We start from the raw sequence: 25,784 nt of genomic DNA, 5'->3' as shown, positions 1-25,784 counted from the left end.
CGATCTCATGGACGCTGAAAATCTTTCGGCAAGCACCTCAATTACCAACGAGATAATCACGCAAGCGCAGCAACATCGCATCACAACCCTGCAGTTGCACGACGCTGACAAACTCGTCCGGCTTGTGCCCCTGATCCATGCTGCCCGGCCCGCAGACCACGGTCGGGATCCCCGCCTGATCGAACAGCCCACCTTCGGTGCCAAAGGCCACGGTGCCAAAATCTTCAGAGCCACTGAGCAGCGCCACCAGGCGCGCCGCTTCGCTGTCTTCGGGCGTTGCCAGCCCAGGGTAGGCACTGAGCGGCGTGAGACGGATCTCGCTGGCATCACTGACGGCCCGCATGCGTGGCAGCAGGTCGGTTTCGGCGTAGGTCTGCAGGCGCTCGGCCACGACCTTGGCCTCGAAACCCGGCAAGGCACGCACCTCGAAATCGAACTCGCACTCCTCAGGCACGATGTTCAGCGCCCGCCCGCCCTTGATAACACCGGTCTGGACCGTGGAGAACGGCGGATCGAAGCGTGCGTCATGGTGCTCGGGACGGGCCAGTTCGCCGCCGATCTCGCCCAGCTTGCCGATCAATTGCGCTGCGTACTCGATGGCATTGACGCCATAGGGTGCATAGGCCGAATGACAGGCGGCGCCGTGCACCTGGCAGCGCATGGCCAGCTTGCCCTTGTGCCCGAGCACGGGTTTGAGCTCGGTGGGTTCGCCGATCAGGCACAGGCGTGGCTTGTTCGGGCGCTGTTCGAGCGCCTCCAGCATCGAGCGCACACCGAGGCAGCCGACCTCTTCGTCATAGGAGAATGCCAGGTGCACCGGCGTCTTCAGCGGCTGGGCGAGAAACGCCGGCACCGCCGCCAGCACCGAGGCGATGAAGCCCTTCATGTCGGCCGTGCCACGGCCATACAGGCGGCCATCGCGCTCGCTCAGGCGAAACGGCTCGACGCTCCAGGCCTGGCCGTCCACCGGCACCACATCGGTATGCCCGGACAGCACCACGCCGCCACGATCGGTCGGGCCGATGGTGGCGAACAGGTTGGCCTTGGTGCCCTCCTCGTTGAGGAACAGTTCGCTCTCGACCCCCAGCCCCGCCAGGTAATCGCGGATGAAACCGATCAGTTCGAGGTTGGAGTCGCGACTGACCGTGGCAAAGCCGATCAGGCGCTCCAGCACGGCGCGGCTAGTGAGATCACTCATCGCCCGGCACCCCGTAGCTGGGTGCGGTGGTCGGGTTCAGGGCGCGGGTGACGTAGTCCTGCATCTGTGGGCGATAGGCCTGCCACAGGCGGTCGAGTTCGCCGATCGGGTCGTGCTCGGCCCAGTCCACACGCAGGTCCACCAGCGGCCAGGTCAGCTCACCGGCGATCTTCAGGGCGGCCGAGTGCACAGGGCCTGCCTCGCCACCGGCGGCCATGGCCGCGTGCATCGCCGCCAGCAAGCGATCGGCCAGGTGCCCACCAGCCTGCTCGAACGCGTGCACCATCGCCTCGATCACCTGCGGCGAGGCCAGCAGGTTGCCCGCGGCTGCACACTGCTCGCCGGCGACCGCGTTATGTACGCCGAGTGCTTCTTTGCCGGTGAACAGCGCGACCTGGCCGTGGCTGTCGATCACCGTCACCTGGCGGTACTCGCTCCAGCCGTTGGCGCTGAGCACCCGGTCCAGCGCTGCGGCAGGCGGCAACTGGCCCTGCTCGAGGGCGTCGAGGATCTGCGGGCCGAGGGCCGGCAAGGTGATGTTCTGCGTCGCCACCGCCCCTACCCCGGCGCGCACCCACGGGCAGCGGGCACCGACGGCGATGCTGGACGAGCTGATGGCGATGCCGACCTGGCCGGTTTCCTGGCAGCGGCCGATGATGGAGAAGGTCATGGTGCAGCTCCTTTCTGGGTTTACCGGCATTCTCGGCAAGCCCTGGCGGCGGCGAAACGAGCATTTTGCTTGGCAATGGCGAGGAAAAAACTGGGCACCGCGGGTTTGCTGGGCAAATCTGCCGGGCTGCTCGCTGCAGCGCTGCCACCCTTCGCCAATTTATCGGCAAGCCCCAGCTAAATACTATTTTCGCGAAATTCCGTGCATCCCTAGTCTGGCCCCAGGTAACGGCGGTCCTCCAAAACCGACCTGACAAAAACCGCCTGAACAAGGGCTCGGACATGACACTGAACAATCTCGAAATCGACACCCTCGTGGTCGGCGCCGGCCAGGCCGGCGTGGCCATGAGCGAACACCTGAGCAAACTCGGCGTGCCGCACCTGGTGCTGGAACGCAACCGCATCGCCGAGGCCTGGCGCACTGGACGCTGGGACTCGCTGGTGGCCAACGGGCCAGTCTGGCACGACCGCTTCCCTGGCCTTGAATTCGACCTCGATGCCGACGCCTTCGCCGGCAAGGACCAGGTCGCCGACTACTTCGAGCGCTACGTGCGCAAGTACAACCTGCCCGTGCGTACCGGCATCGAAGTCAAGCGCGTGGTGCGCAACAGCGACCGCCCGGGCTTCACCATCGAAACCAACGAAGGCGTGATCCGCGCCAACCGCGTGGTCGCCGCCACCGGGCCGTTCCAGAAACCGGTGATCCCGGCCATTGCGCCAAAGGATGAACGCCTGCACCAGATCCACTCCGCCGCCTACTACAACCCGCAGCAATTGCCTGACGGTGCGGTGCTGGTCGTCGGTGCCGGGTCTTCCGGGGTGCAGATCGCCGAAGAGCTGATGCGCGCCGGGCGCCAGGTCTACCTCTCGGTCGGTGCCCACGACCGCCCACCACGCGCCTACCGCAACCGCGACTTCTGCTGGTGGCTGGGCGTGCTGGGTGAATGGGACGCGGAAATCGCCAAGCCAGGCCGCGAACACGTGACCATTGCCGTCAGCGGTGCCCGTGGCGGCCATACCGTGGACTTCCGCGCCCTCGCCCACCAGGGCATGACCCTGGTCGGCCTGACCCAGTCGTTCGAAGACGGCGTGGTGCGTTTCCAGGACAACCTGGCCGACAACATCAACCGCGGCGACGAGAACTACCTGGCCCTGCTCGATGCCGCCGATGCCTACATCGAGCGCAACGGCCTGGACCTGCCCGAAGAGCCCGAAGCGCGCCAACGCCTGGCCGACCCGGACTGCGTCAGCAACCCGCTGCTGGAACTGGACCTGGCCAAGGCTGGTGTCACCAGCATCATCTGGGCCACCGGCTACGGCGTGGACTTCAGCTGGCTGCAGGTCGACACCTTCGACGCCAACGGCAAACCCCAGCACCAGCGCGGCGTGGCCCGCGAGCCGGGGGTGTATTTCCTCGGCCTGCCCTGGCTGTCGCGCCGCGGCTCGTCGTTCATCTGGGGCGTATGGCACGACGCCAAGCACGTCGCCGGCCATATCGCCACCCAGCGCACCTACCTGGCCTACCGCGACCGCGACCAGCGCGCAGCGGATGAACAGCCACACACCTCGATCAGCAACGTCAGCACCCTCGGAGCCCACTGATGCCTACCCATACCCGCATCCGCATGTTCAACACCAAGGCCACCTACCCCAACCAGACCCTGGACAACGACCTCTGCCAGGCCGTGCGCGCCGGCAACACCATCTATGTGCGCGGCCAGGTCGGTACCGATTTCGAAGGCCGCCTGGTCGGTCTGGGTGACCCGCAGGCGCAGGCCGAGCAGGCGATGAAAAACGTCAAGCAACTGCTTGAAGAGGCCGGCTCCGACCTGTCGCATATCGTCAAGACCACCACCTACATTACCGACCCACGCTTCCGTGAGCCGGTGTACCGCGAAGTCGGCAAGTGGCTCAAGGGCGTGTTCCCGATCTCCACCGGGCTGGTGGTCGCGGGCCTGGCGCAGGCCGAGTGGTTGATGGAAATCGATGTGATCGCTGTGGTGCCGGAATAACTGTAATCGGCCAAATCAACAAGGGCCGCTGTGCGGCCCATTCTCAAGGCCGGGCTGAACAGCGCCCGGGAAGCTTTGCCCCTCCCCCTGTGAAAGAAGTCTATGTCACCTGACAACTTTGTCAGTTGTGGCCAGCGTCTGTGCGCCGTTCAATAGCCCTCGTCCCTCGAGCGCTCAGCGCGGCAGATCACCTGAGCTACATCCCTTCACAGAGGCCCTGTGACATGATTCAGACTTCAAATACTGATAAGTCGCACGTCCCTTACCTGATCTCCACCCAGCCCGACGGCGCTCTCCCCGACATGACGGATTTTTCGCTCGAGCGGGTGGGCAGTGTCAACGGCGGCTGGTGTACCAGCAGCACCCTCAAGTCAGGCCGCGCGCTGGCCGAGGGCGAAGTCTTGAGTGCGTTTGTCATCGATCGAGTCGACGGCGATATCCGTCGAGTCGATTATTCCGTACCGAAGGCCCAATGCCCGGCCAAACGGTGGCCAAAGGCTTTCGCCGATCACTTGGCCGCCGCCGGCGAGCCGATGACCGCCGGGAGCTGGAGCACGGACAACGTCTTTTCGACTGCCGCCGAACCCCTTCGACTGTGGAGTCCGGCACGCTACCGGGCCTTCAGCAACGCACCGTTCGCCGCCAACCTGGTGCAGGCACTGGCCTGTGACGACGCCTTCGACCTCTCGGCGGGTGGAACACTGTGCCTGCAAGTCCGCGACCTGACCTCTCAGACCCTGTACGAGCAGCATTTCTTCACAGCAACGGCCGAGCAAGCCGGCACGAACTGGTCTGAGGCGTTGTGCCAGCAGGTCAACCGCGACAGCCAAGTGCTGCGTGCGGGTGTCCTCGACGCCTGCACCGTAACCCCTGCCCAAAGCGGCAATGCCTTTTGGGTACCGCAGTGCGCCGAACTGTGCGTGACCCTCACCGAGGCGCATTGGTGGCAAAGCCAGACGATCGAAGGCGGGCAAGCCCTCGAGGAGGCTCAGCCGGTGCAGGCGTGGGTCTACGATGGGTTTTCGCATCGCCTGCTGGCGCACCATCACTGGACGCCCACCAAGGCCCAGTGCACTTCGGGCAAGTGGCTCGATGCCTGGGCGACCGCGTTGAATGCATCGCCGGTATCCGCCTTCCTGCGCGCATCGACACACAGCCCTCAGGAAGATCAGGCCGATGAGGCCGACAACCTGTCCCTTTGGCAACGCGGCGATGCGCTGCGCATTTTCACCACCCTGCCTGACGCCGCCGGTCGCCAGGCAGGCCCTCGCCTGTCCTCGGCCTGGAGGGCCGACGCCGGACATGCAGTGCTGATCACGATCCGCCATCCGTTCAGCCACAAGTTGCTGCACCGCGCCCTGTTCAAGCCCGAAGACACCGGTAAGGTCAGTGACCGTGCCAGTTGGTTGCAGGCCTTGGCCGACTTTCTCAGAACGCGAGCCTGGCCAGAACTGCGGGTCGATGCCAGCGACGAACCTCTGACCGTACCTCGCTTCAGCGAGCTGCAAGTGCATCTGGAGAACGTCGGTGATGGCAAAAGCTGGAGCGACGACGACTACGTCAAGTACCTGTTCGAGAACGACGACTGGCCTGGCCGTCAGAACGCCGAACAGGCTCGGTTCAAGCTGGCTGCCGGCGATGGCACCGTGCAGGTCGACATTCAGGCGCTCAGTGGGGAGCTGGAATTTCGCCTGAACGAGGCTGCGTACGACAAAGGCTATCGAGTCGCCGCCTGCGTGCCTCGCGCGGGTGAGCAACGGCTGTGGCCGGTGGAGGTGACCGACACCAAGGTCACCTGGGCGGGGCCAATCGACGAGGCGGTCTATGACCTGTATCTGACCTACCCGGAACCCGCGCGCGATAACACCACGCTGACCGTGGGCCATATCGGCGCCCTGCACCCCAGCCGCTTCTGGCACGACGTGCAGGCCGTTGAGTTCACGCCGCCGCCGGCAATGGACGGTTATGAAGCCATCAGCTTCCTGTGCGAAGACTACGGCAATACCAACCACTCCGAAGTTTTCGACACCAGCAATCACGACCACACCGGTGTCGACGAACGCAGCGGCCTGTTCCATGCCCATTACCCGATCGCCACCTTGCAGGGACTGCGTGGACTCGGTCCAGTATGCGACCTGACCTTGCACTACTCGGCACTGCGCGGCAACGAAGCCGGCCTGGGCGATGGATGGGCCTGGCGCTTCTCCAGCATCATCACCAGTTCCGTGCAAGAGGTCGATCATCGTCTGCTTACCCTCGCCGAGGGTACTCCGGTGGTGTTCAGCGCCGAGCAGTGGAGCCAGCTGGGGGCAGGCAGAGCCGTCAAGACCCCGTCCTGTCGAGTGACCAGCAACAAGGAGTACACCACGTTCACTGTGGAGTACCCCAGCGGTCGCCAGGAGATACTCAGTAAACCTTCAGCACCTGGCAGCGACGAAGTCGAGCCCAACGAAGCCTTTCGCAAAAAGGTGCTCGACGCCCTCAAAGCCATCAAGAACAGAAGCAAGCCGGACTTTCCGAAAGTCCCGAGTCACTGGACACAGTGGGCATTAATGGTGCTGACTCCCTCCGGCTATACAGGTGCAGCGATCGGCGATTACGAGGAAGCACTCAGCGCATGGTCTGGTCACGCCAACACCCAGGAGCTGGACAGGCGTATCGCAATGTACGAACGACCGTTCGTGCAGCTATTGCCTTCACGTATCGTCTCGCAATATGGCGAAGCGCTGGATTTGCAGTGGAAACGCCAGAACGGCCAATTTCTGCTGATGAGCATCAAGAGCGGCGAGTCCGAACTGTTCAGCGCGCAGTACATCAATCCCGAGGCCAAGACGGACAGTCAGGTGAAGATGCAGCTGTGGTCCGGCAGCCCGGAAGCATTCGAGATCGAACTCACGCTTGAGCATTACCTGCTGCGTACACTCAAGCGTGTGCAAAAGGGGGCGGTGTTGCAACAGGTGGAATGCGGCTACGACGATGACCCGACCCTGGACAGGGTGCTGTGCCGCCTGCAGGAGCAGGACGGTTCGGTGGAGTGCGTGCAGTACGTCAAGCAGGATGCCTTACTGAAGAACTCGCCTGCCTTGCCGCGGGTGGCCTTGCATGCGCTGCTGCCGGGTGCAGGTCAGCAGAACCATATAGACCGCTACACCTATATCGGTAGCTACCAGCATCCGGATGACCAGATGTTCATTGTCGCCGTACAAAGCGGCTCCCACGCGGAAATCGTGCATGACTTGCACGCCTTCGGATTGGATGCAGAAGGAAACCGCACACCGCTACTACAAGGTTCAGGCTCCGCACAGATGCATTGGCTCGAGTTTTCACTGGGCGATGCGCACACCAGGACCACCTTTCGCTACACAGGGTGGGGAGATGAGCTGGTTGAAATCATCGAGAATATCGTCATCAAGCTGACGTGGAATCGGATCGAGATTTCCGCCAACGCTTCGCCGACCGAGCGCAAGACAGCGGTATTGCACTTGCTGTGGCGCTATTCGACCCGTTATCGCAAGCAACTGGCTCGCGCAATCGACCATCTGCTGAGCCTGTCGCCGCAAACCCAGCGCGCACGTCTGGGCAAGACAGTAGACGCCACCACGGTCGTGACCAATGCTCAAGGCAATCCCCTGCGCCTGCAGGTCAAAGGCTCGCATTCCATCCACTACAGCTACTACGGGGCCCAAACGCAAAATCAAATCGCGCTGAGCGGCGTGCAAGCGCTAAGCACAGTGCCGAAGCTGGAATGCCCGTTCGTGCCGGCATACGCGAGTGCTCCTCTGATGGCCGAGTATCAATGTGACGGCCATGGGAATCCCCAGGGACTCAAACTGTACGGCTATCGGAAGGCCACCCGTGCTGGTCGCGATTACCTCGAGCTGGCCGAAGTGGTCGTTATAGAGGGCTTACGTGGCACGCTGTTCGCCGACACGCTCGACGAAAGCACTGAATGGAAGCTGATTGGAAAAAACGCCCTGTGGCATCAGATCAGCACACTGGCATCGGCACCGGCCAGCAAGAAAACGCCCAGCGAGCAGAGCAAGGTGTGGGAGTGGTCGATCACCAGCAAACAGACCACGCACGCTCACGATCAGCGCCTTGAGCTGACCAATGTTCAGACCTTCATCGATAACCCCACACTGCCCGGTATTCAGGTGATCGTCAGCGCGACTACCGCAGCAGGTACGGCTCAAGTGAGTAAAGAAGTTCGTTCACGCCATAGCCGGCGCACGCTGGAAAAAATCGAGAATGGCTTAGAAACGCATTGGGAGCGCGATGCCTCAGGACGGGTAACGAAGGAAACACGCTACCCGCTTCCATCGGCAACTGACATCAAGACCGCGGGGCGGGTAATGGACACGCAAACCACTTCAGTGTTCTCCGCCGATGGAAGACAGGTAGAACGCACGCACAAGGATGGGAGTCAGACTTACTCTCACCTCGATGGCTTGCAGCGATCCTGGCGTACGGCATGGCGCAGAGCCGCGACTGAAGTTTATGTCCCTATGGAAGAATTCTTTTTCTCGGGACTGGATGTCTCTTCCCCCTCAGAAAGCTGGGCATGGGATTACCTGCCAGGCGGACAGGCGGTACGCAAATGCAAGTCCATGCCGGTATCGAGGGGTGCTCAACCTTTGCTGGCACAAAGTTCGAGTAGCTTGACCCCTCACACAGATGCTGCTGAACCGGACACACTCACCGCCTTGAGGTATCCCGATGATTATGTGGATCCTGCCCCAGGCGAAGAAGAGTTACCTGAAGACTTTGTAGATCAAGTACTTGACATGCTGGCAGAAACAAATACCGATTCTCCACTTGAACAGATCGAGTCGGATTGGGGCGATGTGACGGGTCATGTCAATACCTTGGGCTTGGTGTACTTGAATATCTGCAGTATTTTGCCTAAGCATGGCGTGACAGTGTCTGACCACTTCCAATTGATGAAACAGATCCAGAGCATTATTGGGCTGGAAGGGAATGAGGGGGTGAAAGATGCCATTACCCGATTCGTACGCCCCATGGGAGACATATATGAAAACCCATTTAGCCACTCTCTGAAATTCCCGACTGTAGATGATCTCTCCCACCTTGTAGGGACCTCTGACCCGCTTGATCTATTTGAGCTGTTCACAAAATATGGAAGACCCTTTAATAGACGAGCATTAGAAAGTTACCTCAAGTTCACAGGCGAGCCGTCCGTCAGCCTTTCGACCACCAACGAACCACCCGTGCGGCTCACAGAACAACTCTCTATTGGCGCCCGGGCTCTTTCAAAACGCACCACTACCAGCACCGCAAAAACCAATGGTACCTTCCAACATTCCGTGCAATGGGCAGACGGCGCCGACCAGCAGCAACTGCAAGTCGATGAACACTACGACACCGACGGCCGCGTCATCAGCCATACGCGTGCCCTTGGCAACCAGACCCAGGCCTACACGCTCGAACGCGACGTTCTCGGCCGGGTCACCAAAGTCATTCGGCCCGACGCCACGACCATCGAGCGCGTTTATCAAGGTTTCAGTAACCGCGTTCACTCACTGTCCGTGGACGGTAAAGTTGTCGCTACGCAGACGATCAGCCCTGTGGGAACCCTCACCACACGCAAGATTGGCAGCCGAGAATATCGGTTCGATGAACAGGCCATCACCCTCCCCGACAAGACCAAACTGCAGCGCGTGATCGATGATAAAGGCGCGCGCTTGGAGGTCGACGGCAAGGCGCTGTACAGCCAAACCCACGCTGACGGTTCTACGGTACTCAATGCTGCGCCAGACTCACAAGCCAGTACCGCCTGGCTACACACCATTGCAACCGCACGAGTACCGGGGCGCAGGCAAATCACGGAAAAAACTCCACGCGGTACTATCAAGACCGCCGAGTGGCAGAGTCTGCGGGGGCAGCAAGTGGCTGCGCTGCGCGCCGACGGCTGCATGCGGCGAACGTTCCTCGACGGAGAAGGAAGGCTGTTGCGCAGTTGTCAGGCGCACGAGGACGTGCTCTACCGCCATGACGAGCTTGGCCGCCTGCAATCGCGACAAGCTCATGCCCTGACCGGCGCCGGTCAATGGCAGGTCAACAGTGAACACGATGGTTTCGACCGGGAAGTCGTGCGGACCTTCCTGCGCAATGGCGCACCCTGCTTCAGCCAGCACATGAACTGGCGCGGCGACGGCCGCCTGGCCAGCAAAGCCAGCTACCAGCTCGGGAAGCTGCTGCGTACGGAGCGCTTTACCTATGACTTGCTCGACCGCCTCGAAAGTTACGCCTGCGACGCCGCAACAGCGGCGCTCTGCCCGCAGGATCGCAACGGTACCCCAATCAAGGCGCAAACCTTCAGTTGGGACAGCCTGGACAATCTGACCCGATGCATCAGCACGCCGTTCCAGGGCGAAGCGGTAACGCAGACCTTCAATTACGAGACGCCGTCGGACCCCACGCGCCTGACCTCGGTGAGCAACGGCACGCAAAAGACATCACTGACGTGGAACAGCAACGGCCAGTTGCAGATGGACGTCCAGAACCGGGCGCTGACCTACACTGGCGCCGGTCAGCTAGGCAGCATCAAAAATGACGAAGGCACCCTGCTCACGCGCTATGAATACGACGGCCTGCAACGCCTCGCGGCGCAATACGATGAGCAGCAACAAACCACCCAGGAGATGCGCTATGACGGCGACGAGTTGATCGGCCAGGTGTGCTTCGACAAGACTGGCAAAGCTACGGGCAGCCTCCACATTTCTCCAGGCCTTGCGCAATACGACGGCGACCAAGTGCGCTGGCTGATCGATGATCCCCAGGCAGGCATCGTCGGCCAAGTGTGCGATACCGATCTGCAACTGGCGCCCCTGCTGCCCTTTGGCGAAGGTGCGGTGCTCAAGGATCTGGTCAGTGGCTACAACGGCATGCGCCGCGATCCGGTGACCGGTCACTATCACGCAGGCAATGGCTACCGCTGCTACGACCCGACCCTGCGCCGATATGCCCAGCCTGACTGGCTGAGCCCATTCGGTGAAGGCGGCATCAACGACTACGCCCACTGCCCGGACCCGGTCAACCTGCACGACCCCAGTGGCGCGATCATGCTCAGCCGCTGGGGACAGGATCAGGAACTGGCCAACTATGCGCAGGTGCTGCGCGAGATCAAACCTATGCCGGTCGGCGGACGCTGGCGAGGCCTTGCGCTGTCGGCCGCGCTGACGGTCGTCGGTATCGCAGCCTCGGTGATGACCGGAGGGGCCACTTCGGTATTTTTCATCGCGATGACCATCTGTGCAGTGCTCTCGTTCGGCTTCGAGGTCGCGTCGGTGCTGACCGAAGACGTCAACCCCGAGCTCTCCAGAAAGCTGGGCTATGCGTCGCTGGCGTTCGGGGTGCTGTCGCTGTACGAAAGTGCTTTGGGTTTGATCAAGAAGGTACCGAGCCTGATCAAAGGTGCGATGCGCTCCGCTCGCCAGTTCGGCAAGAGGCTCTTACGTCTCAAACCCGGTACGAGGCTGTCACACAGCGCGGTGAGGCCTATGGAGTACGCCAGGCAACAACTGGGTAGTCTGGCGCCAGCGAACAGTGCGCGTCCGGGCGCGTTGGCCACGGTCAAAACTGCCGGCCAGAAGATTATCGATTACCTGGCTGAGGCGCCCCACATGAGCCTGAACAACCCACGCTACGCCCGTATGGGCTTGTATGGGAAAATGCTGCGACAGGCCCATCGGCTCAATAATTTCGCAACTGGCTCACGCAAACTGAGCGCCGGGGCCTGGATACTGGGCAAATCGATCGAGGTGAACTTGACGCGCGGTTCGATCGACGCCTTGATCGCCATGACCCTCGATGATGCCTCGGGGCCCATCACGCCGTGGGGACGTTACTCCGTTCCGCTTAACGACCAGTACCGCTGGAATCACGGAGGCGGCGGGCACTTGTTGGCATGACGCTGCAACATGGGCCGGTTATTGCACTTTCTGCGACAATCGGCACCTGATAAATATGCCAGTGTTCGCGTGCTGAGAAACTCGCTAGTGTGGTTCTGCCACCGTGGCATATTTTCAATCAGGAGCTGAACCATGAGCGAAGTGAAAGTTGCAAAGGTCAAATTGTATAACGAAAAGTTGAAAACAGGTTTTCTTGATCACGAGATTGATGATGACGACGTTATTCTGCCAACCGAGGCTGTGGGATCGTTGAGCTTGAAGAACGGCGACGAAGTGTCTTTCGAAGTGCTTCAAAAGGGTGATAAGCACTACGCCACCAATGTAAAAATCGTCAAACCGAAGTGACCACGTTAAAAAATCAAATGAGGTCGCACAGCTGCATCCGAACGGTGACGACTCACAGATCTGGTCAACTCGCGCGGCTTGCATAGGCACGACCGTTATCGCTGTTGTGGTAAGCCTATGCAAGCAGTGCGCTGCTGTTCACGCTTCCAGCTCTCTATTACACGTTCAGAGCTTCGCCAACTCTTCGCGACAGAACTCGACGAACAACTGCGCAGGCTTGGTCAATTGCACACGCTTGAGGTGCGCCGCCGCCAGCCCCGACAGCGCCACCGGCTCGGCGATATCCAGTGTCACCAGGCGCTTGCCATCGTAGGTGAAGGGTGAATGCGGCCGGGTCACCAGCAGCGAAAAACCGAACCCCTGCCCTACCATCCCGCGCACCATCTCGATCGATGGCGAACTGAAGACGATGTTCGGCGTCAGCCCCATCTCGTTGAACAGGCTGACGAAGTAGGTACGGCTCGGCGCAACGTCGAGCAGGATCATCGGCTCCGGGCACAGGTCGCGCAGCGAAACCTGGGCCTGGCTGGCGAAGCGGTGCTTCTCGGGCAGCAGCACATAGGGCTTCTGCGGCGGCATCAGCGGCTCGGCCTCGATGGTGCCGTCCAGGTCGTGGTCGTAGAGAAACGCCAGGTCGAAGGTGCCGGCGGTCAGCCCCTGGATCAGCTCCTGCTGCTCACCGTCACGCAGGCGGATGTCGACACCGGGGTAGCGCTCGCGAAACCCTGCGATCAACCGTGGCAGATAAAGCGGCGCAACGGTCTCGAAGCAGCCAATGTCGATCTGCCCGGCCACCGTATCGTTGTCGGCCAGGGCGTTCTGCTCGAACTCGTGGGACATCTGCAGCAACGCCTTGGTCTTGGCGTAGAAGCGCTTCCCGCTGGGGGTCAGCGACACGCCCTGGGCGTGGTGACGAATGAACAACTGCACACCGAAGCTCTCTTCCAGGCTCTTGATCGCGGTGGAGATCGACGGCTGGGCGATGTACAGCTGGCGCGAAGCCTCGGCAACACTGCCAGCCTCCACGGTGGTGACGAAGTACTTGAGTTGTCGCAAGGTGTAGGAAGCCATGGGCACCTCTGGGGCGCCGTGGGCGGCGCGCGGAATTTTCCTCTCACCTTACCTTAGTGGCTGGCGTGCGTGCGGCCAGTGCAGCCTAGGATTTGCCTGGGGGCTGAGCATATTTTTGCTCGCTTGTTGCCCGCCCCCGGGCAACGGCCCCTCAGAACCCGACCGTCGCCGACAGCAGCCAGGTTCGCGGGGTCGACAGGGTCAGGCCGGTGGCGGTGCCGTCGGGGACGTTGGCCGAGGCCCAGTAGGTCTTGTCCAGCACGTTCTCGACGCTGGCCCGCAGGGTGACGTCCTTGTCTCCGAGCTTGAGCGCGTAGCGCGCACCCAGGTCATAACGCTGCCAGGCGTCGACCTTTTGCCGGTTGGCAGCATCCAGGTACTGGTTGCCGGTATGGATGACACGCGCGCTCAGAGTCAGCCCGTCGATGGCCGGCAGGTCCCACTCAACGCCAAGGTTGGCATTGACCACCGGCGCGCCGATGGCCCGGTTGCCATCGTTGCGGCCATTGGCCGTGCGTGTCTGCTCGGCATCGAGGAACATCGCCCCGCCCAACACCCGCACCCCGTCCAGCGGTTCGCCGAACAGGCTGATTTCCAGGCCCTGGTTGCGCTGCTCGCCGTCGGCGCTGAGGTTGTTCTGGGCATCGGTGAAGTACGACGGTTTCTCGATGCGGAACAGGCTGACCGTGGTGCTGAAACGCCCCATGTCGTACTTGGCGCCGACCTCCAGTTGCTTGCTGCGGTATGGCGCGAAGACCTTGCCGGCGTTGTTCGCCGTTTCCGGTGCCACCTGGCCCTGGGTCAGGCCCTCCATGTAGTTGAAGTACAGCGACAGCTGCTCGGTGGTGCGCCACACCAGGCCCATGGCCGGCGAGGTGGCGCGCTCGTCGTAGCGCTGGTCGGGCTCGCCGGGCTCGGAGCTGTCGACCTCGACACGCTGAAGGCGCGCGCCGAGGGTGAGCAGCACGGTGTCGTCAGCGAAACTCAGGGTATCGGCCAGGGCCAGGCTCGACAGCACGGTGTTGGTGTGGGTCGGGTTGTCGTCGGCCAACGGCGCGCCCGGTGCGGGCAAGGTCACCGGGTCGAACAGGTTGCTGACGCCGTTGGCATAGCGCGCACCGCTGTTGTCGAAGGTCAGGTCGAAGCGATTGAGGCTGATGTTGAGGGTATGGCCGACCGCGCCGGTGTTGAACCAGCCGCGCACGCCGACGGTGCCGGTAACCACGTCTTCCTCGCGTTGGAAGGCGCGCGGGCTGACGGTGAAGCGACCGGCTTCGTTGACCACCTGCACGGCATGGCGCATGAAGTCGTAGTCGCCCTTGCGCGCCCCCAGGGCGCCCAGCAGCATCCAGTTGTCGCTCAGGTCATACTCGCCGCGCACGGCGCCGAAGGTATCCTTGGCCCGCGAGTAGCTCCAGGGCTGGGCGAAATTATGGTGAACATCCTTGGCATCCGGCACCTTGAGCCCTGCGGCAAGGCCCACACGCTCCATTGGCGCATCCACGTCACGCGCCTGATGGCCGATATCCAGCGACAGGCGAGTGCGCTCGCCTTTCATATCCAGGCCCAGCACGGTCGCCTCGCGGTCCATATGCTGGTGATCCCATTCGGTGTCGCCGGCCTGGCGCACCGCATTCAGGCGCACGCCAAAGCGTTGATCGTCACCGAAGCGTCGACCGATGTCCAGATGACCGCCCCCTTGTCCCGCCGAGGCGTACAGCGCGGTGAACTCGGTCAGCGGCGTCTCGCCAGCGCGCTTGGGCTCGATGTTCACCCCGCCGCCAATGCTGCCGTTGGGCGCCAGGCCGCCAAGCAGCGCACCTGGCCCCTTGAGGATATCGACCCGCTCGACCATCTCCATGTCGATCGAGTAGGTCGGCAGCACGCCATACAACCCACCGTAGGCGACATCGCTGTTGTACAGGCTGAAGCCGCGCACGGAGAACTGTTCGAAGCGCCCGCCTGCCGGGTTGGTGCTACGCACCGAGGGATCGTTGGCGACGACATCGGCAAGGGTACGGGCCTGCTGGTTCTGCAATATCTCGCGGGTGTAGGAGGTCATGCTCAGGGGCGTCTCCATGTAGTCACGCTCGCCCAACATGCCGAGGCTGCCCCGTCGTGACACCTGGCCGCCGGCATAGGCGTCTGCTGCCGGCGCGGCGCCCTGGCCATGGACATTGATGTCGGGCAGCACATGCGCGCCCTCGACCGGCACGGCCTGGCGCACCAGGGTGAAGCTACCGGGCCCTGCCGAGACCAGTATCAGGCCCGAGCCCTGCAGCAAGGCGGCGAAGCCCTCCTCGACCCCATATTCGCCTGCAAGCCCCAAGCTGCTGCGCCCGGCGACCAGCGCCGGGTCCACCGACAAGCTGACCCCAGCCTGGCCAGCAAAGCGTGTCAGCACCGCACCCAGGCTGCCGCCCGGCACCTGGTAGCTGCGCCGCGCTTCATCGGCCCAGCCAGACGCGGGCAGCCCCAGCGCAAGCAGCAGGCCAGCGCGCATCAGGTGCAGGGATAACGGGCGAAGCAAAGGGGTGCGGGACATCCGGAACGCTCTCAGATCAGGGGTGGATACCCTTGATGACAAGCGGGCGCCAGAAAAGGGACAGCGGTCAGGCAATTTTCTTGCGCGGGGTCAGCGACACCCAATAGCGGGTGCGGTAATGCACCTGAAGCGGCAGGCTCGCCGCCAGCAGGGCCAGAATGCGGTCGGTGTCGTCGAGCTGGAAGGTGCCGGTCACCGCCAATTGCTCCAGCACCGGGTCCCAGCGCAACAGCCCGGGGCGGTAGCGATCCAGCTCACGCAGCAGATCGCCCAGGGGCTGGTCGTCGACGATCAACAAGCCCTGCTGCCAACCGGGCAGTTGGGCGTCGAACGGCTGGCTGGCGGTCACCCCGAAGGCGCTCAGCGTCGCCCGCTGACCGGCCTCCAGGCGAATCGCTGGCCCGGCCAGCGGTTGCAGGCTGACCTGGCCACGTGTAACCGACACCACACAGTCCTGCGCACGCTCACGTACGCACACCCCAGCCCCCTGCACGCGCACCAGGCCGTCGCGGGTCTGCACCTGCAGCGGGCCAACGGTGTCGAGGGCAATCTCCCCCTGCACCAACTGCAGCCAGTGGCGACCTTCGGCGAAGTCCAGATTGACCGCAGTCGCGGTGTTTAGCTGCAACCGGCTGCCATCCGGCAAGGTCAAGCCGCGGCGCTCGCCCGTGGCGGTACGCAGGTCGGCACGCCAGCCGTCCAACGGCAACTGCCGATAACTCAGCCAGGCCAGCGGCAGCAGCGCGCCAACACCCAGCATCTGCCCCAGCACGCGGCGGCGATCTGGATCGGGGCGGTCCAGGCAAGCCACCGCCAATGGCGCCGGTACCTGGGCGAAGCGCTGGCGCAGCCCCTCGGCCTTCTGCCACAAGGCTTCATGGACGGCACTGCGGGCTCGCCAGCGTTGCAGCGCAGCAGCCTGCTCCGTGTCGAGCGGGCCGGCATCCTGCAAGGCCAGCCACTGCGCTGCCTCACGGGCCAACTGGCGTGCGCCGACCTCCGCCGGGGCGCTCACAGGTCCACCAGCAGGCAGTGTTCGTATGCCTTGACCATATAGCGTTTCACCGTACGCTCGGACACCTCCAGTCGCGCGGCGATGCTGGCGTAGTCCAGCCCTTCGAGCTGCGACCAGAGAAAGGCCCGGCGTACCACGGCAGGCAGGCCATCGAGCAGGTCATCCAGGGCCTGCAAGGTTTCCAGCAGCAACCAGCGCTGCTCCGGTGACGGTGCAAGCGCCTCGGGCAGGTTGGCGAGGGCGTCCAGGTAGGCCTGCTCGAGGCTGCGCCGCTTGTAGTGATTGACCAGCAACCGACGCCCGACCGTCAGCAGGTAGGCCCGTGGCTCGCGCAGGCTCGGCACGGCCTTGGCCTGCTGCGCCGCGAGGACCCGCAGGAAGGTGTCGTGGGTCAGGTCCGCCGCCGTCCAGGCATCGCCCAGGCGCCGGTGCAACCAGCCTTGCAGCCAGCTGCGATGGTCGCGATAGAGGGTGTTGAAGCTGGGTTCGGGTGCCGCGGCGGGGTCGGACATTCGGAGGCACACTGGGGAGGGATGAGATACGAATGCGAGTGATTCTAATTATTTCTCATGCGCTCGCCAAGGTGCTCTGCTGTGATCCACCCGCGAAGCGGCGGCAAGAGCCACCGGCAAAATCCGATTAAACCCTCACCTACCTCCCCCTTCTAAACAGTTTGTGCCCCACGGCACACCCTGCAATCAACATCACCTCGGAGGGGGACCCGATGGACGAACGATTTCTGCAGTTGCTGACCACCACCACGGTATTCGGCATCTCCATCCTCAACCTGCTGCTGGCCCTGACGGTGACCGTGATCACCTTCCTGGTGACGCGCTGGGCGCTGAGTTTCCTCAAGCGCCGCGCTCGCCAGTGGTCCAGCCATGACGGGCAGCTCAGCAAGCTCATCACCCAGGTACTCGAAGGCACCAGCAACTTCCTGCTGATGCTCGCCTCGCTGCTGGTCGGCCTTGGCGTGCTGGACCTGCCGGAACGCTGGCTGGACCGGGTCGGCAGCCTGTGGTTCGTGGTCGCAGCCTTGCAGATCGGCCTCTGGGCCAACCGCGCCATCGCCATTGGCCTGACCCGCTACTTCGCCCGCCACGACACCGGCAACACCTACCGTGGCAGCGCGCTGGCGACCCTGTCGGGCTGGGGCGCGCGGGTGTTGCTGTGGTCGGTGGTGCTGCTGGCGATGCTGTCGAACCTGGGCGTGAACATCACCGCCTTCGTCGCCAGCCTTGGCGTCGGCGGCATCGCCGTGGCCCTGGCGGTGCAGAATGTGCTGGGCGACCTGTTCGCCTCGCTGTCGATTGCCGTCGACAAACCGTTCGAGGTCGGCGACTTCATCGTCATCGGCTCGCTCGCCGGCACCGTGGAGAACATCGGCCTGAAGACCACGCGCATCCGCAGCCTCGGTGGCGAGCAGATCGTCATGGCCAACGCCGGCATGATCAGCAGCACCATCCAGAACTACAAGCGCCTGCAGGAGCGACGCATCGTCTTCGAGTTCGGCCTGTCGTACGACACGCCCACGGAGGCGGTGAAAAAGGCCCCGGCGATCGTCGAAGAGTCGATCAAGGCCCAGGGCCAGGTGCGCTTCGACCGCGCCCACCTGCGTGGCTTCGGCAAGGAGGCCCTGGAGTTCGAGGCCGTCTACATCGTCCTCGACCCCGGCTACAACCTGTACATGGATATCCAGCAGGCGATCAACTTCCAGTTGCTCGAGCGCTTCGCCAAGGTCGGCGCCAAGTTTGCCGTCGGCGCGCGGTCGATCAAGGTGACGGGCTTGCCGGAGGCCTCGAATCAGTTGGACCAGGTAACTGCTCATGCACGGGCAAGGGACGTCTGAATGATCGGGGGACGCATGGAGTCCCCTGCTTCTACCGAGACATGATTTTTTACATAATCATCAACAAACAATTTATTACACTTTTATTGTTATCAAGAATGGAATTCATAAACCGACGCATCGCTGATTATCCCGCCAGGGAAACGGACCAGAATCCTGCTCCGTCAACCCCACCCACAGGAATCAGACGATGTCCCAACGCCACGCCTCACGCAGCAGCTTCCTGACCGTCACGCTGGTCGCCGCAGTCACCGCCGCCCTGGCGAGCGCCGTCGCACTGGCTGTACAACTTCCGGTCTGGGCCATGTTCATCGGCTGGATCGCCTTCTTCACCCGTGGCCTGACCACGCGTTCAACGCTGGAAAACCTCGGGTGCGTCTGGCTCGGCCTGATCTTTGGCGCACTGGCAGCCACCAGCGTCGGCCTGCTCGCCCCGACCTTCGGCACGCTGCTGGCCATTCCGCTGGTGGTCTTCGTGGTCGCGTTGATCGTGGTCAGCCTGCGCGGCCTGCCGGTGATGAACAACCTGCTGTGCTACTTCCTCGGCCTGGTGGCCTGGTTCGCCGCACACTTTGAGCCGTCGCTGGAGAGCCTGGCGCACATGGCCGGCGCCAGCACCCTCGGTTCGCTGGCAGGCTGGATCTCGCACTACAGCCCACGCAAGATCTTCGTGGCCTGACCTGGCCCGGGAGCCAGAGGCAGAGCGCGCGGTGTCCTGTTCGCGGGCCGGCGCCCTCCTGCACGGGGTTCGTGCTGGCAGGCCTCACCATGCATAGGTCAGGCGCGCATAGTAGAAGGCCCCGCTGTAGCCATACGGCGAGAACGTCGAGTACTTGAGGTTGCCACCCGAGCTGTTGGCGAAATCCAGCTTCTCGGGTACCTGGTTGGTCACGTTGTCGCTGCCCACGGTGAACAGCCAGTTGTCATGGCTGTAGTCCAGCGCCAGGTCCAGCACCCACTGCGCGGCGAAGGTCTGGTCCGGGAAGCTGGTGTCGTTCTGGTAGCTGGTATAGCTGCCATAACGCACCAGGTTGCTGCGCAGTGTCCAGTTGCCAAGGTTGAAGTCGTTGCCCAGGGTCAACTTGTGCTCGGGCGTGGTATCGCCCAGCAGGCCGAGGCGCTCGCGACGCTCCAGCAAGGAGGTGGTCGGCAACCCCAGCTGGGCGAGGATGGCCGGGTCTTCCTTGGTGTCGGTGACCTTGGTGTGGTTGTAGTTGTAGCCCGCCGTGGTGTTCCAGCGCACACCGTTGTCGAACTGGTAGCGATAGCTGGCCACCAGGTCCACGCCGGTGGTGCGGGTATCCGCGCCATTGGTGAAGTAGCGGGCGCTGGTGTAGTTGATATCGCCCACACCACCGGCCCGTAGGTAGTCGATGGCCGTCTGGTTCAGGCGCAGGTTCGACGACAGGGTGATGCGGTCGCGGATATCGATCCGGTAGACGTCGGCGGTGATCTGCAGGTCGTCGGCCGGGCGCAGGACCAGGCCGAGGCTGTAGTTACGCGACTTTTCCGCCTTCAGTTCGTCTGCCCCGAGCAGGCGCGAAACCGGCGCATCCACCGGGAAGATCCCTGCCTCCTGGATCACCCCGTCGACCAGTTGCGAGGAGGTCGACGCGAAGTGCTGCTGGGCCAGTGATGGTGCGCGAAAGCCCGTGGACAGGCTACCGCGCACCGCCACCGCCGGGGTGAAGTCGTAGCGCGCCGAGAGCGAGCCACTGACGTTCGAGCCGAAGTCACTGTAGTCCTCGTGACGGGCGGCGGCGGAGACACCGAGCTTGTCGCTGAACTTGGTTTCCAGGTCCAGGTACTGGGCGAAGTTCTGCCGGGTCCAGTGCCCGGCATCGGCATCGCGGAAACCGGCGTAGCCCTGGCTGCCGCTCTTGTAGTAGGAGGCCGGCTCTCCGGCGTTGACCTCGTAGCCCTGGTGCAGGTACTCGGCCCCCACCGCCACCGACACCGGATAAGGCAGCCAGCCCAGTTCGACATCGCGGGCCAGGTCCAGGGTCACTTGTTTCTGCTCGCTGGTCAGGCGGCCATTGTCGAAACTCAGCGGGGTGCTGCCGGTGTCGTTGAACAGCGCGCGGTTGAGCGTGCGGGTATTGATGCCGTAGTCGTTGCGACCGTAGCTGGCCGAGAGATCGTAGCGCCAGTCCTGGCCCAGGTCGCCGCGCAGGCCGGTGGTCAGCGAGGAATCCTCCAGTGTGCCGTTGATCAAGGGCAGGAAGCCATTCGGGTAGAGGCTCTGCACGTTGCCGGAGTTGTTGCTGGCGCGGTAGAAGGCCGCCGTCTGGCCGTGGGTCTTGCGGTAGCCGCCAAAGGCATAGAGCTGGGCCTGTTCGTTGAGGTCGAGCTGGCCATTGAGGAAGAACTTGAGGTTGTCGTTGGCCGGCTCGCCCTGGCGGAACACCTGCTGGCCGTAGGTGGTGGAGCCAAGGCTGCCGGGGCGCAGGTCATCACCGGCGCGGTTGGTGTAGTCGTTGTCGCTGCCCTCGGCGGACAGGTTCAGCCAGCCCTTGTCGCCCAGCGCAAGACCGGTGTTGGCCGACGCTTGGCGCTGGATGCCATCGCCCTTGTTGTATTGACCGAAGCGGGTACTGACCGAACCTCCGCTGGCATCGTGCTTGAGGATCACGTTGATCACCCCGGCGATGGCGTCGGACCCGTAGCGCGCCGACGCACCGTCGCGCAGCACTTCGATATGGTCGATCGCCGAGATCGGGATGGCGTTGAGGTCCACCGGCGCCGAACCGCGCCCAGCGGCGCCGCCGAGGTTGACGAACGCCCCGCTGTGCCGGCGCTTGCCGTTGACCAGTACCAGCACCTGGTCGGGCGACAGACCGCGCAATTGCGCCGGCCGCGCCAGCTCGGCACCGTCGACCAGGCTCGGCCGCGGGAAGCTGATCGAGGGAATCAACCGCGCCAGCACTGCGCCCAGTTCCTCGGAGCCGGTGGCGCCCAGGCTTTCGGCGGAAATGATGTCGATCGGCGACAGCGACGCGCTGGCCGTGCGCTCCTGGGCACGGGTGCCCGTGACGATCACCTGCTCCAGGCGGACGTCCTGGCTGGCACCCTGAGCGCGGGCTTTACCTGCCGCAGCGGAGGCGGCAGGTGCAGCGGAAATCACCACGCCGTCCTCGCCCTGGCGATATCCCAGGCCACTGCCCTGGAGCACCTGTTCCAGCGCCTGGTCGCTGCTGTAGCGCCCTTGCAGTGAGGGTGCGCGCAGGCCGGCGACATGCTGCGGGTCGAAGGCAATCGGTACGCCGCTCTGGCGTGAGATCTGCACCAGGGTCTGGCCCAGGTCGCCAGCCGGCAGGGCGTAGTCGACCAGGGGCTCGGCAGCCAGTGCGTGGCTGCCAGGCGCCAGCAGGCTACTGCCCAAGGCGACGGCGAGGGCAAGGCAGGAGTGGCGGAACGTGGCGTGAATCGGGTTGGGCATGGCGGGCCTTTTCTGCAGTGGGATTTGCGCTAATGAGCAACCAGTGGGCGAAACCTGCAGAAAAGGCTTGGATCGATTGGTGCTTAGCTTATGCATCACGCGAGGTCGATACTCACCCACAGCGCCCCCACGCTCGCCAGCCGAATCGGCAAGGCGGCGGCGATCAAACGCAATGCCCGCGCGCTGTCATCCAGTGGAAACAACCCGCTGATCTTCAACTTCGCCGCCTCGGGTGTAATCCTGAGCACGCCGTGCCGGTAGGCACGCAAGGCCTCGACCACCTCACCCAGCGTACTCTCGCGCGCCTCGTACAGCCCGCTGAGCCAGGCGCTCGCCGCAGGGTCCGCACGCCCCAGCCAGGGCGCCTGCCCGGCGATCAGACGTGCCTGTTGCCCCGCCCTCACCCGCAGCGCATCGCCCTGGCGCGTGCGCACCACGCTCTGGCGCGCAAGCACCGTGAGTCTGACCTCGCCGTCGAAACGCTGCGCAAGCAGCAGCGTGCCGCCCTGCTCCACCTCGATGTCGGCAAGCGCAGTCTCAAGGGTGAGAGACGGGCCGCTGCACTCGAGTTGCAAGGCGCCCTGGTGCACGTAGAGCGTGCTTGGGGGGCGCGGGCTCACCCGCGTCTGCGCATCGAGGGTAAGGCGGCTGCCGCCGTCGAGTACGAAGCTGCGGCGCTCTGCGGTCAAAGTCAGCAGATCACCCGGCGCCCAGATGCGCTCGCCAACGGTCTTGGCTGCCAGTGCCGCCACACCGAGGCCCCCCAGCGCACCCAGGCTGTTCCTGAGAAACCGGCGGCGCCCGGAGGGAAGCTGCAATGCCGCGATCACCTGCTCTTCGGGCAGGCGCTGCAAGCCTGGCCGCTTGGCCTCGCCCAGCCCCTGGCTCATGCGGCGAAATACCTGGGCATGCATGGCATCGCCGTCGTGCCAACGCTGGAAGGCGGCGGCATCCTCCTCGCTCAGGTGCCCCGAGTGCAGCAGCGCCATCCACTGCGCCGCCTCGTCGATCACCTGGGCCATGGGCTGCTCGCTCATGTGTCCAGCGCCTGGTAGCACAGGCGAAACGCTTCGCTCATGTACTGCTGTACGCGGCTGACGGAAATACCCAGCCGATGGGCGATATCGCTGTAGGTCATGCCACCGAGCTGACTGTGGATGAACGCCGCCTTGCCCTGGCCGGGCAAGCCGTCGAGCACACGGTCCAGGTGCAGCAGGCTGTCGATCACCAGGTGCGCCTCTTCCGGAGAAGGCTGCACCTGCGCTGGCAAGTCGCGAACCCAGCGCACATAGGCACGTTCGAGGTCGCGGCGGCGCCAGCTCTCTTGCAGCAGGCGCTGGGCAATGGTCGTGAGCATCGCCCGCGGCTCGCGAATGGCCGCCGGATCCGGCAGGCCGAGGATGCGCACGAAGGCTTCCGAGGCGATGTCTTCGGCGCTGTGCGGGCACGCCATGCGGCTGCGCAGGCGAGCGCAGAGCCAGGTGTAGTTCTGCGCGAACAACTGCCCGAGCAGCTGTTGGGTCGATGACGGCCGCAAATCCATATCCAACCTGCCAAGCTAAAGGCTGGCACTGTGCCTCAAAGTGGAAATCCGAAAAAGGAATATAAAATTAGATAAATATTCCTTTATGAAATAACCAGCTTGTCGTCACGCTTCACCTCCCTCAACAGACGCTCAAACGCCTCCAGCACCTCTGCCGGACGCTCAAGCATCAACTGATGGCCGCACTGGGCCAGCACCTGGAACTGTGCGCGCGGCAACTGTCGCGCCAGGGCTTCTCCGCCACTGGCGGGCGTCAGCCCATCACTGTCGCCAGACACCACCTGTACCGGCAGGTCGAGCCCGGCAAGCGCCTCGGGCTCAGGCCAGCTCGCGCTGTTCATCAGCGCCTTGAACACATCCAGGCGGTTGCGCTGGGCCAGGCCCTCCTCGTACTCGATCAGCGCCGGGTCGGCCAGCGGATGCCAGGCCCGCGCACGAAAGTCCTTGGCCAGGATCGGCCGCAACAGCTTCAACAACCAGGTCGGCAGGCCCAGCAAGCCACCGCGCCCCGCAGGCCGCTGCAACAGACTGCCCAGCAACAACGCGCCGTCGATACGCACGTGCGGCAGCTGACGCGGCAGCTCGAGCAACGTGCTCATGGCCAGGCCGCTGCCATAGGAGTGCCCCACCAACAGGTTACGCCGCCCGGCATGGCGCTGCAGCAATGCCACCTGGTCGGCCACCAGCGCCTCCCAGGCATAGGCACTGGTGTCATGCGGCTTGTCGCTGTCGCCGTGGCCGAGCAGGTCCCAGGCCACCAGGGTGTAACCCTGCTCGCGCAGGCTTGGCCACAGTTCGCGCCACTGATCCTTGTTGCCACCACTGCCATGCCCGAGAAACACCACGGTGTCGGGCTCATGACTGCCGGGCAGCACAGCCACGCTCAGCCGTCGCCCGGGGCGCACTTCGATGAGTTGGCCGCGCACCCGCGGCAAGTCGGCGAATCGGTTCGGGTCAGCCATGGGCACCTAGGGCCTCCTTACAGGCAAATGAATCGGGACGGGCCAAGCCCAGGTGGTCGCGCAAGGTGCTCCCCTGATAGGCACGCCGGAACAGCCCTCGGCGCTGCAGCTCAGGTACCACCTTGTCGACGAAGGCCCCCAGGGCATCGGGCAGATACGCCGGCATCACATTGAAACCATCTGCGGCGCCCTCGGTAAACCATTGCTCCATCTGGTCGGCAATCTGCCGGGCGTCACCCACCAGCACCAGATGGCCACGTGCTGCGGCCATGCGCAAGTACAGTTGACGGATGCTCAGCCGCTCCTCACGGGCCACGCGGATCAACAGCTCACGGCGGCTGACGCCGGACTCGGTGCCCGGCAGATCAGGCAACGGCCCGTCGAGAGGATACGCCGAAAGATCGACACCCCCGGCAATATCGGCCAGCAACGACAAGCCGACTTCAGGCTGCACCAGTGCCTGCAACTGCTCGAACAGCGCCTGGGCTTCGGCGCGCGAGTCGGCCACGATCGGCAGCACCCCCGGCATGATTTTCATCTGCTCGGCACTGCGCCCGAAGCGCGGTAGCAGCGCCTTGAGTTCGCGATAGAAACGCTGGGCACCGGCCAGTTCCGGCTGTGCGGTGAATACCACCTCGGCATGGGCTGCCGCCAGCTCGCACCCCGCCCGTGAAGCGCCGGCCAGCACTTGCACGGGCGTCACCCCAGCGCTTGCCCAATGACGCTGCAACTGTTCGAGAAAACGCCGGGCCAGCTCATAGCGCCGGGCGTGTTCGAAGTGCCCGTCACGCCCGAAGTTGAACGCTTCCTGGGCATTGCTCGAAGTCACCAGGTTCCAGCCGCTGCGCTGCCCACTCAAGGCCTCGAGCGAGGTGAAGGCCTGCGCCAGGGTCTCGACCTGGTTGTAGGAGGTGGTCACCGTCGCCACCAGGCCGATGCGCTCGGTAACCGCCGCCAGCGCTGCCAACAGGGTCAGCGGCTCGAAATGCTCGGTGCGTGCCATGCGGCTCAACGCCTCGCGATCGCCCGGCAGCATGGCCAGGGTGTCGGAGAGGAACAGGGCATCGAAGCAGCCGCGCTCGGCGGTACGTGCCAACTGCCTGTAATGGGCAAAGTCCAACCCGCCATCGGCCTGGGCATCAGGGTGACGCCAGCCCGCGACATGGTGCCCGGTGGCCATGAGAAAGGCGTTCAGGCTCATCATC

At 63.7% G+C, this 25,784-nt stretch carries 17 protein-coding genes; 6 read left to right on the top strand and 11 right to left on the bottom strand.

Annotation, left to right across the window (positions count from 1 at the left end):
- Nucleotides 1–37: 37 nt before the first annotated feature.
- Together argE and APH44_RS11170 are read right to left on the bottom strand one after the other, a co-directional pair.
- A complete protein-coding gene (gene argE / locus APH44_RS11175) occupies nucleotides 38–1,198 on the bottom strand; it encodes an acetylornithine deacetylase (RefSeq protein ID WP_054892749.1) in 1,161 nt (386 codons plus the stop codon).
- Nucleotides 1,191–1,868, bottom strand: coding sequence for a DUF1028 domain-containing protein (locus APH44_RS11170; RefSeq protein ID WP_054892748.1), 678 nt, complete (start codon nucleotides 1,866–1,868; stop codon nucleotides 1,191–1,193). Before APH44_RS11170 ends, argE begins: the two co-directional genes overlap by 8 nt.
- Nucleotides 1,869–2,149: 281 nt before the next feature.
- On the opposite strand from APH44_RS11170, the gene APH44_RS11165 reads away from it, so the two are divergent.
- From APH44_RS11165 to APH44_RS11150, 4 genes are all read left to right on the top strand, one after another.
- Nucleotides 2,150–3,469, top strand: coding sequence for an NAD(P)/FAD-dependent oxidoreductase (locus tag APH44_RS11165; protein ID WP_054892747.1), 1,320 nt, complete (start codon nucleotides 2,150–2,152; stop codon nucleotides 3,467–3,469).
- The gene (locus APH44_RS11160) at nucleotides 3,469–3,879 is read left to right on the top strand and encodes a RidA family protein (RefSeq protein ID WP_054892746.1); all 411 of its coding nucleotides are present in this window, start codon (nucleotides 3,469–3,471) and stop codon (nucleotides 3,877–3,879) included. Before APH44_RS11165 ends, APH44_RS11160 begins: the two co-directional genes overlap by 1 nt.
- Nucleotides 3,880–4,103: 224 nt before the next feature.
- The gene (locus APH44_RS11155; protein ID WP_082420963.1) at nucleotides 4,104–11,810 is read left to right on the top strand and encodes an RHS repeat-associated core domain-containing protein; all 7,707 of its coding nucleotides are present in this window, start codon (nucleotides 4,104–4,106) and stop codon (nucleotides 11,808–11,810) included.
- Nucleotides 11,811–11,942: 132 nt separating this feature from the next.
- Nucleotides 11,943–12,155: a cold shock domain-containing protein gene (locus APH44_RS11150; protein WP_054892744.1), complete on the top strand. Its 213-nt coding sequence runs from the start codon at nucleotides 11,943–11,945 to the stop codon at nucleotides 12,153–12,155.
- 165 nt (nucleotides 12,156–12,320) lie between these two features.
- On the opposite strand, the gene APH44_RS11145 is transcribed toward APH44_RS11150, so the two are convergent.
- The 4 genes from APH44_RS11145 to APH44_RS11130 all read right to left on the bottom strand — a co-directional run bounded on the left by APH44_RS11145 (nucleotide 12,321) and on the right by APH44_RS11130 (nucleotide 17,298).
- Nucleotides 12,321–13,226, bottom strand: coding sequence for a LysR family transcriptional regulator (locus APH44_RS11145; RefSeq protein ID WP_054892743.1), 906 nt, complete (start codon nucleotides 13,224–13,226; stop codon nucleotides 12,321–12,323).
- Nucleotides 13,227–13,377: 151 nt separating this feature from the next.
- The gene (locus APH44_RS11140; protein ID WP_054892742.1) at nucleotides 13,378–15,771 is read right to left on the bottom strand and encodes a TonB-dependent receptor; all 2,394 of its coding nucleotides are present in this window, start codon (nucleotides 15,769–15,771) and stop codon (nucleotides 13,378–13,380) included.
- A gap of 67 nt (nucleotides 15,772–15,838) precedes the next feature.
- Nucleotides 15,839–16,786: a FecR domain-containing protein gene (locus APH44_RS11135; RefSeq protein ID WP_054892741.1), complete on the bottom strand. Its 948-nt coding sequence runs from the start codon at nucleotides 16,784–16,786 to the stop codon at nucleotides 15,839–15,841.
- Nucleotides 16,783–17,298, bottom strand: a complete 516-nt coding sequence (locus APH44_RS11130) for a sigma-70 family RNA polymerase sigma factor (protein ID WP_054892740.1) — start codon at nucleotides 17,296–17,298, stop codon at nucleotides 16,783–16,785. Before APH44_RS11130 ends, APH44_RS11135 begins: the two co-directional genes overlap by 4 nt.
- 212 nt (nucleotides 17,299–17,510) lie before the next feature.
- On the opposite strand from APH44_RS11130, the gene APH44_RS11125 reads away from it, so the two are divergent.
- Nucleotides 17,511–18,635: a mechanosensitive ion channel family protein gene (locus APH44_RS11125; RefSeq protein WP_054892739.1), complete on the top strand. Its 1,125-nt coding sequence runs from the start codon at nucleotides 17,511–17,513 to the stop codon at nucleotides 18,633–18,635.
- Nucleotides 18,636–18,825: 190 nt separating this feature from the next.
- Complete coding sequence (locus tag APH44_RS11120) at nucleotides 18,826–19,314, top strand: DUF1097 domain-containing protein (protein ID WP_054892738.1); 489 nt, start codon at nucleotides 18,826–18,828, stop codon at nucleotides 19,312–19,314.
- Nucleotides 19,315–19,398: 84 nt separating this feature from the next.
- On the opposite strand, the gene APH44_RS11115 is transcribed toward APH44_RS11120, so the two are convergent.
- The 5 genes from APH44_RS11115 to APH44_RS11095 all read right to left on the bottom strand — a co-directional run bounded on the left by APH44_RS11115 (nucleotide 19,399) and on the right by APH44_RS11095 (nucleotide 25,783).
- Nucleotides 19,399–22,074 (bottom strand): TonB-dependent receptor, encoded by a 2,676-nt coding sequence (locus APH44_RS11115; protein ID WP_082420838.1) that lies wholly within the window; start codon nucleotides 22,072–22,074, stop codon nucleotides 19,399–19,401.
- 95 nt (nucleotides 22,075–22,169) lie between these two features.
- Complete coding sequence (locus APH44_RS11110) at nucleotides 22,170–23,111, bottom strand: DUF4880 domain-containing protein (protein WP_054892737.1); 942 nt, start codon at nucleotides 23,109–23,111, stop codon at nucleotides 22,170–22,172.
- Nucleotides 23,108–23,617, bottom strand: a complete 510-nt coding sequence (locus APH44_RS11105) for a sigma-70 family RNA polymerase sigma factor (protein WP_054892736.1) — start codon at nucleotides 23,615–23,617, stop codon at nucleotides 23,108–23,110. Before APH44_RS11105 ends, APH44_RS11110 begins: the two co-directional genes overlap by 4 nt.
- A gap of 83 nt (nucleotides 23,618–23,700) precedes the next feature.
- A complete protein-coding gene (locus APH44_RS11100; protein ID WP_054892735.1) occupies nucleotides 23,701–24,579 on the bottom strand; it encodes an alpha/beta fold hydrolase in 879 nt (292 codons plus the stop codon).
- A complete protein-coding gene (locus tag APH44_RS11095; RefSeq protein ID WP_054892734.1) occupies nucleotides 24,572–25,783 on the bottom strand; it encodes an LLM class flavin-dependent oxidoreductase in 1,212 nt (403 codons plus the stop codon). Before APH44_RS11095 ends, APH44_RS11100 begins: the two co-directional genes overlap by 8 nt.
- Between the last annotated feature and the right edge of the window lies 1 nt (nucleotide 25,784).

The organism is Pseudomonas sp. NBRC 111143 (genome assembly GCF_001320965.1).
GTDB classification, from domain to species: Bacteria; Pseudomonadota; Gammaproteobacteria; order Pseudomonadales; family Pseudomonadaceae; genus Aquipseudomonas; species Aquipseudomonas machongensis.
Note: the sequence above shows the minus strand (reverse complement) of the source record. Positions and strands in the feature narration are given on the sequence as shown.

Coding starts and splice junctions, on each gene's coding strand:
- APH44_RS11100 (WP_054892735.1), bottom strand. CDS start 24,579: ATGGCTGACCCGAACCGATTCGCCGACTTGCCGCGGGTGCGCGGCCAA.
- APH44_RS11125 (WP_054892739.1), top strand. CDS start 17,511: ATGGACGAACGATTTCTGCAGTTGCTGACCACCACCACGGTATTCGGC.
- APH44_RS11120 (WP_054892738.1), top strand. CDS start 18,826: ATGTCCCAACGCCACGCCTCACGCAGCAGCTTCCTGACCGTCACGCTG.
- APH44_RS11105 (WP_054892736.1), bottom strand. CDS start 23,617: ATGGATTTGCGGCCGTCATCGACCCAACAGCTGCTCGGGCAGTTGTTC.
- APH44_RS11130 (WP_054892740.1), bottom strand. CDS start 17,298: ATGTCCGACCCCGCCGCGGCACCCGAACCCAGCTTCAACACCCTCTAT.
- APH44_RS11155 (WP_082420963.1), top strand. CDS start 4,104: ATGATTCAGACTTCAAATACTGATAAGTCGCACGTCCCTTACCTGATC.
- argE (WP_054892749.1), bottom strand. CDS start 1,198: ATGAGTGATCTCACTAGCCGCGCCGTGCTGGAGCGCCTGATCGGCTTT.
- APH44_RS11165 (WP_054892747.1), top strand. CDS start 2,150: ATGACACTGAACAATCTCGAAATCGACACCCTCGTGGTCGGCGCCGGC.
- APH44_RS11115 (WP_082420838.1), bottom strand. CDS start 22,074: ATGCCCAACCCGATTCACGCCACGTTCCGCCACTCCTGCCTTGCCCTC.
- APH44_RS11145 (WP_054892743.1), bottom strand. CDS start 13,226: ATGGCTTCCTACACCTTGCGACAACTCAAGTACTTCGTCACCACCGTG.
- APH44_RS11170 (WP_054892748.1), bottom strand. CDS start 1,868: ATGACCTTCTCCATCATCGGCCGCTGCCAGGAAACCGGCCAGGTCGGC.
- APH44_RS11095 (WP_054892734.1), bottom strand. CDS start 25,783: ATGATGAGCCTGAACGCCTTTCTCATGGCCACCGGGCACCATGTCGCG.
- APH44_RS11150 (WP_054892744.1), top strand. CDS start 11,943: ATGAGCGAAGTGAAAGTTGCAAAGGTCAAATTGTATAACGAAAAGTTG.
- APH44_RS11110 (WP_054892737.1), bottom strand. CDS start 23,111: ATGAGCGAGCAGCCCATGGCCCAGGTGATCGACGAGGCGGCGCAGTGG.
- APH44_RS11160 (WP_054892746.1), top strand. CDS start 3,469: ATGCCTACCCATACCCGCATCCGCATGTTCAACACCAAGGCCACCTAC.
- APH44_RS11140 (WP_054892742.1), bottom strand. CDS start 15,771: ATGTCCCGCACCCCTTTGCTTCGCCCGTTATCCCTGCACCTGATGCGC.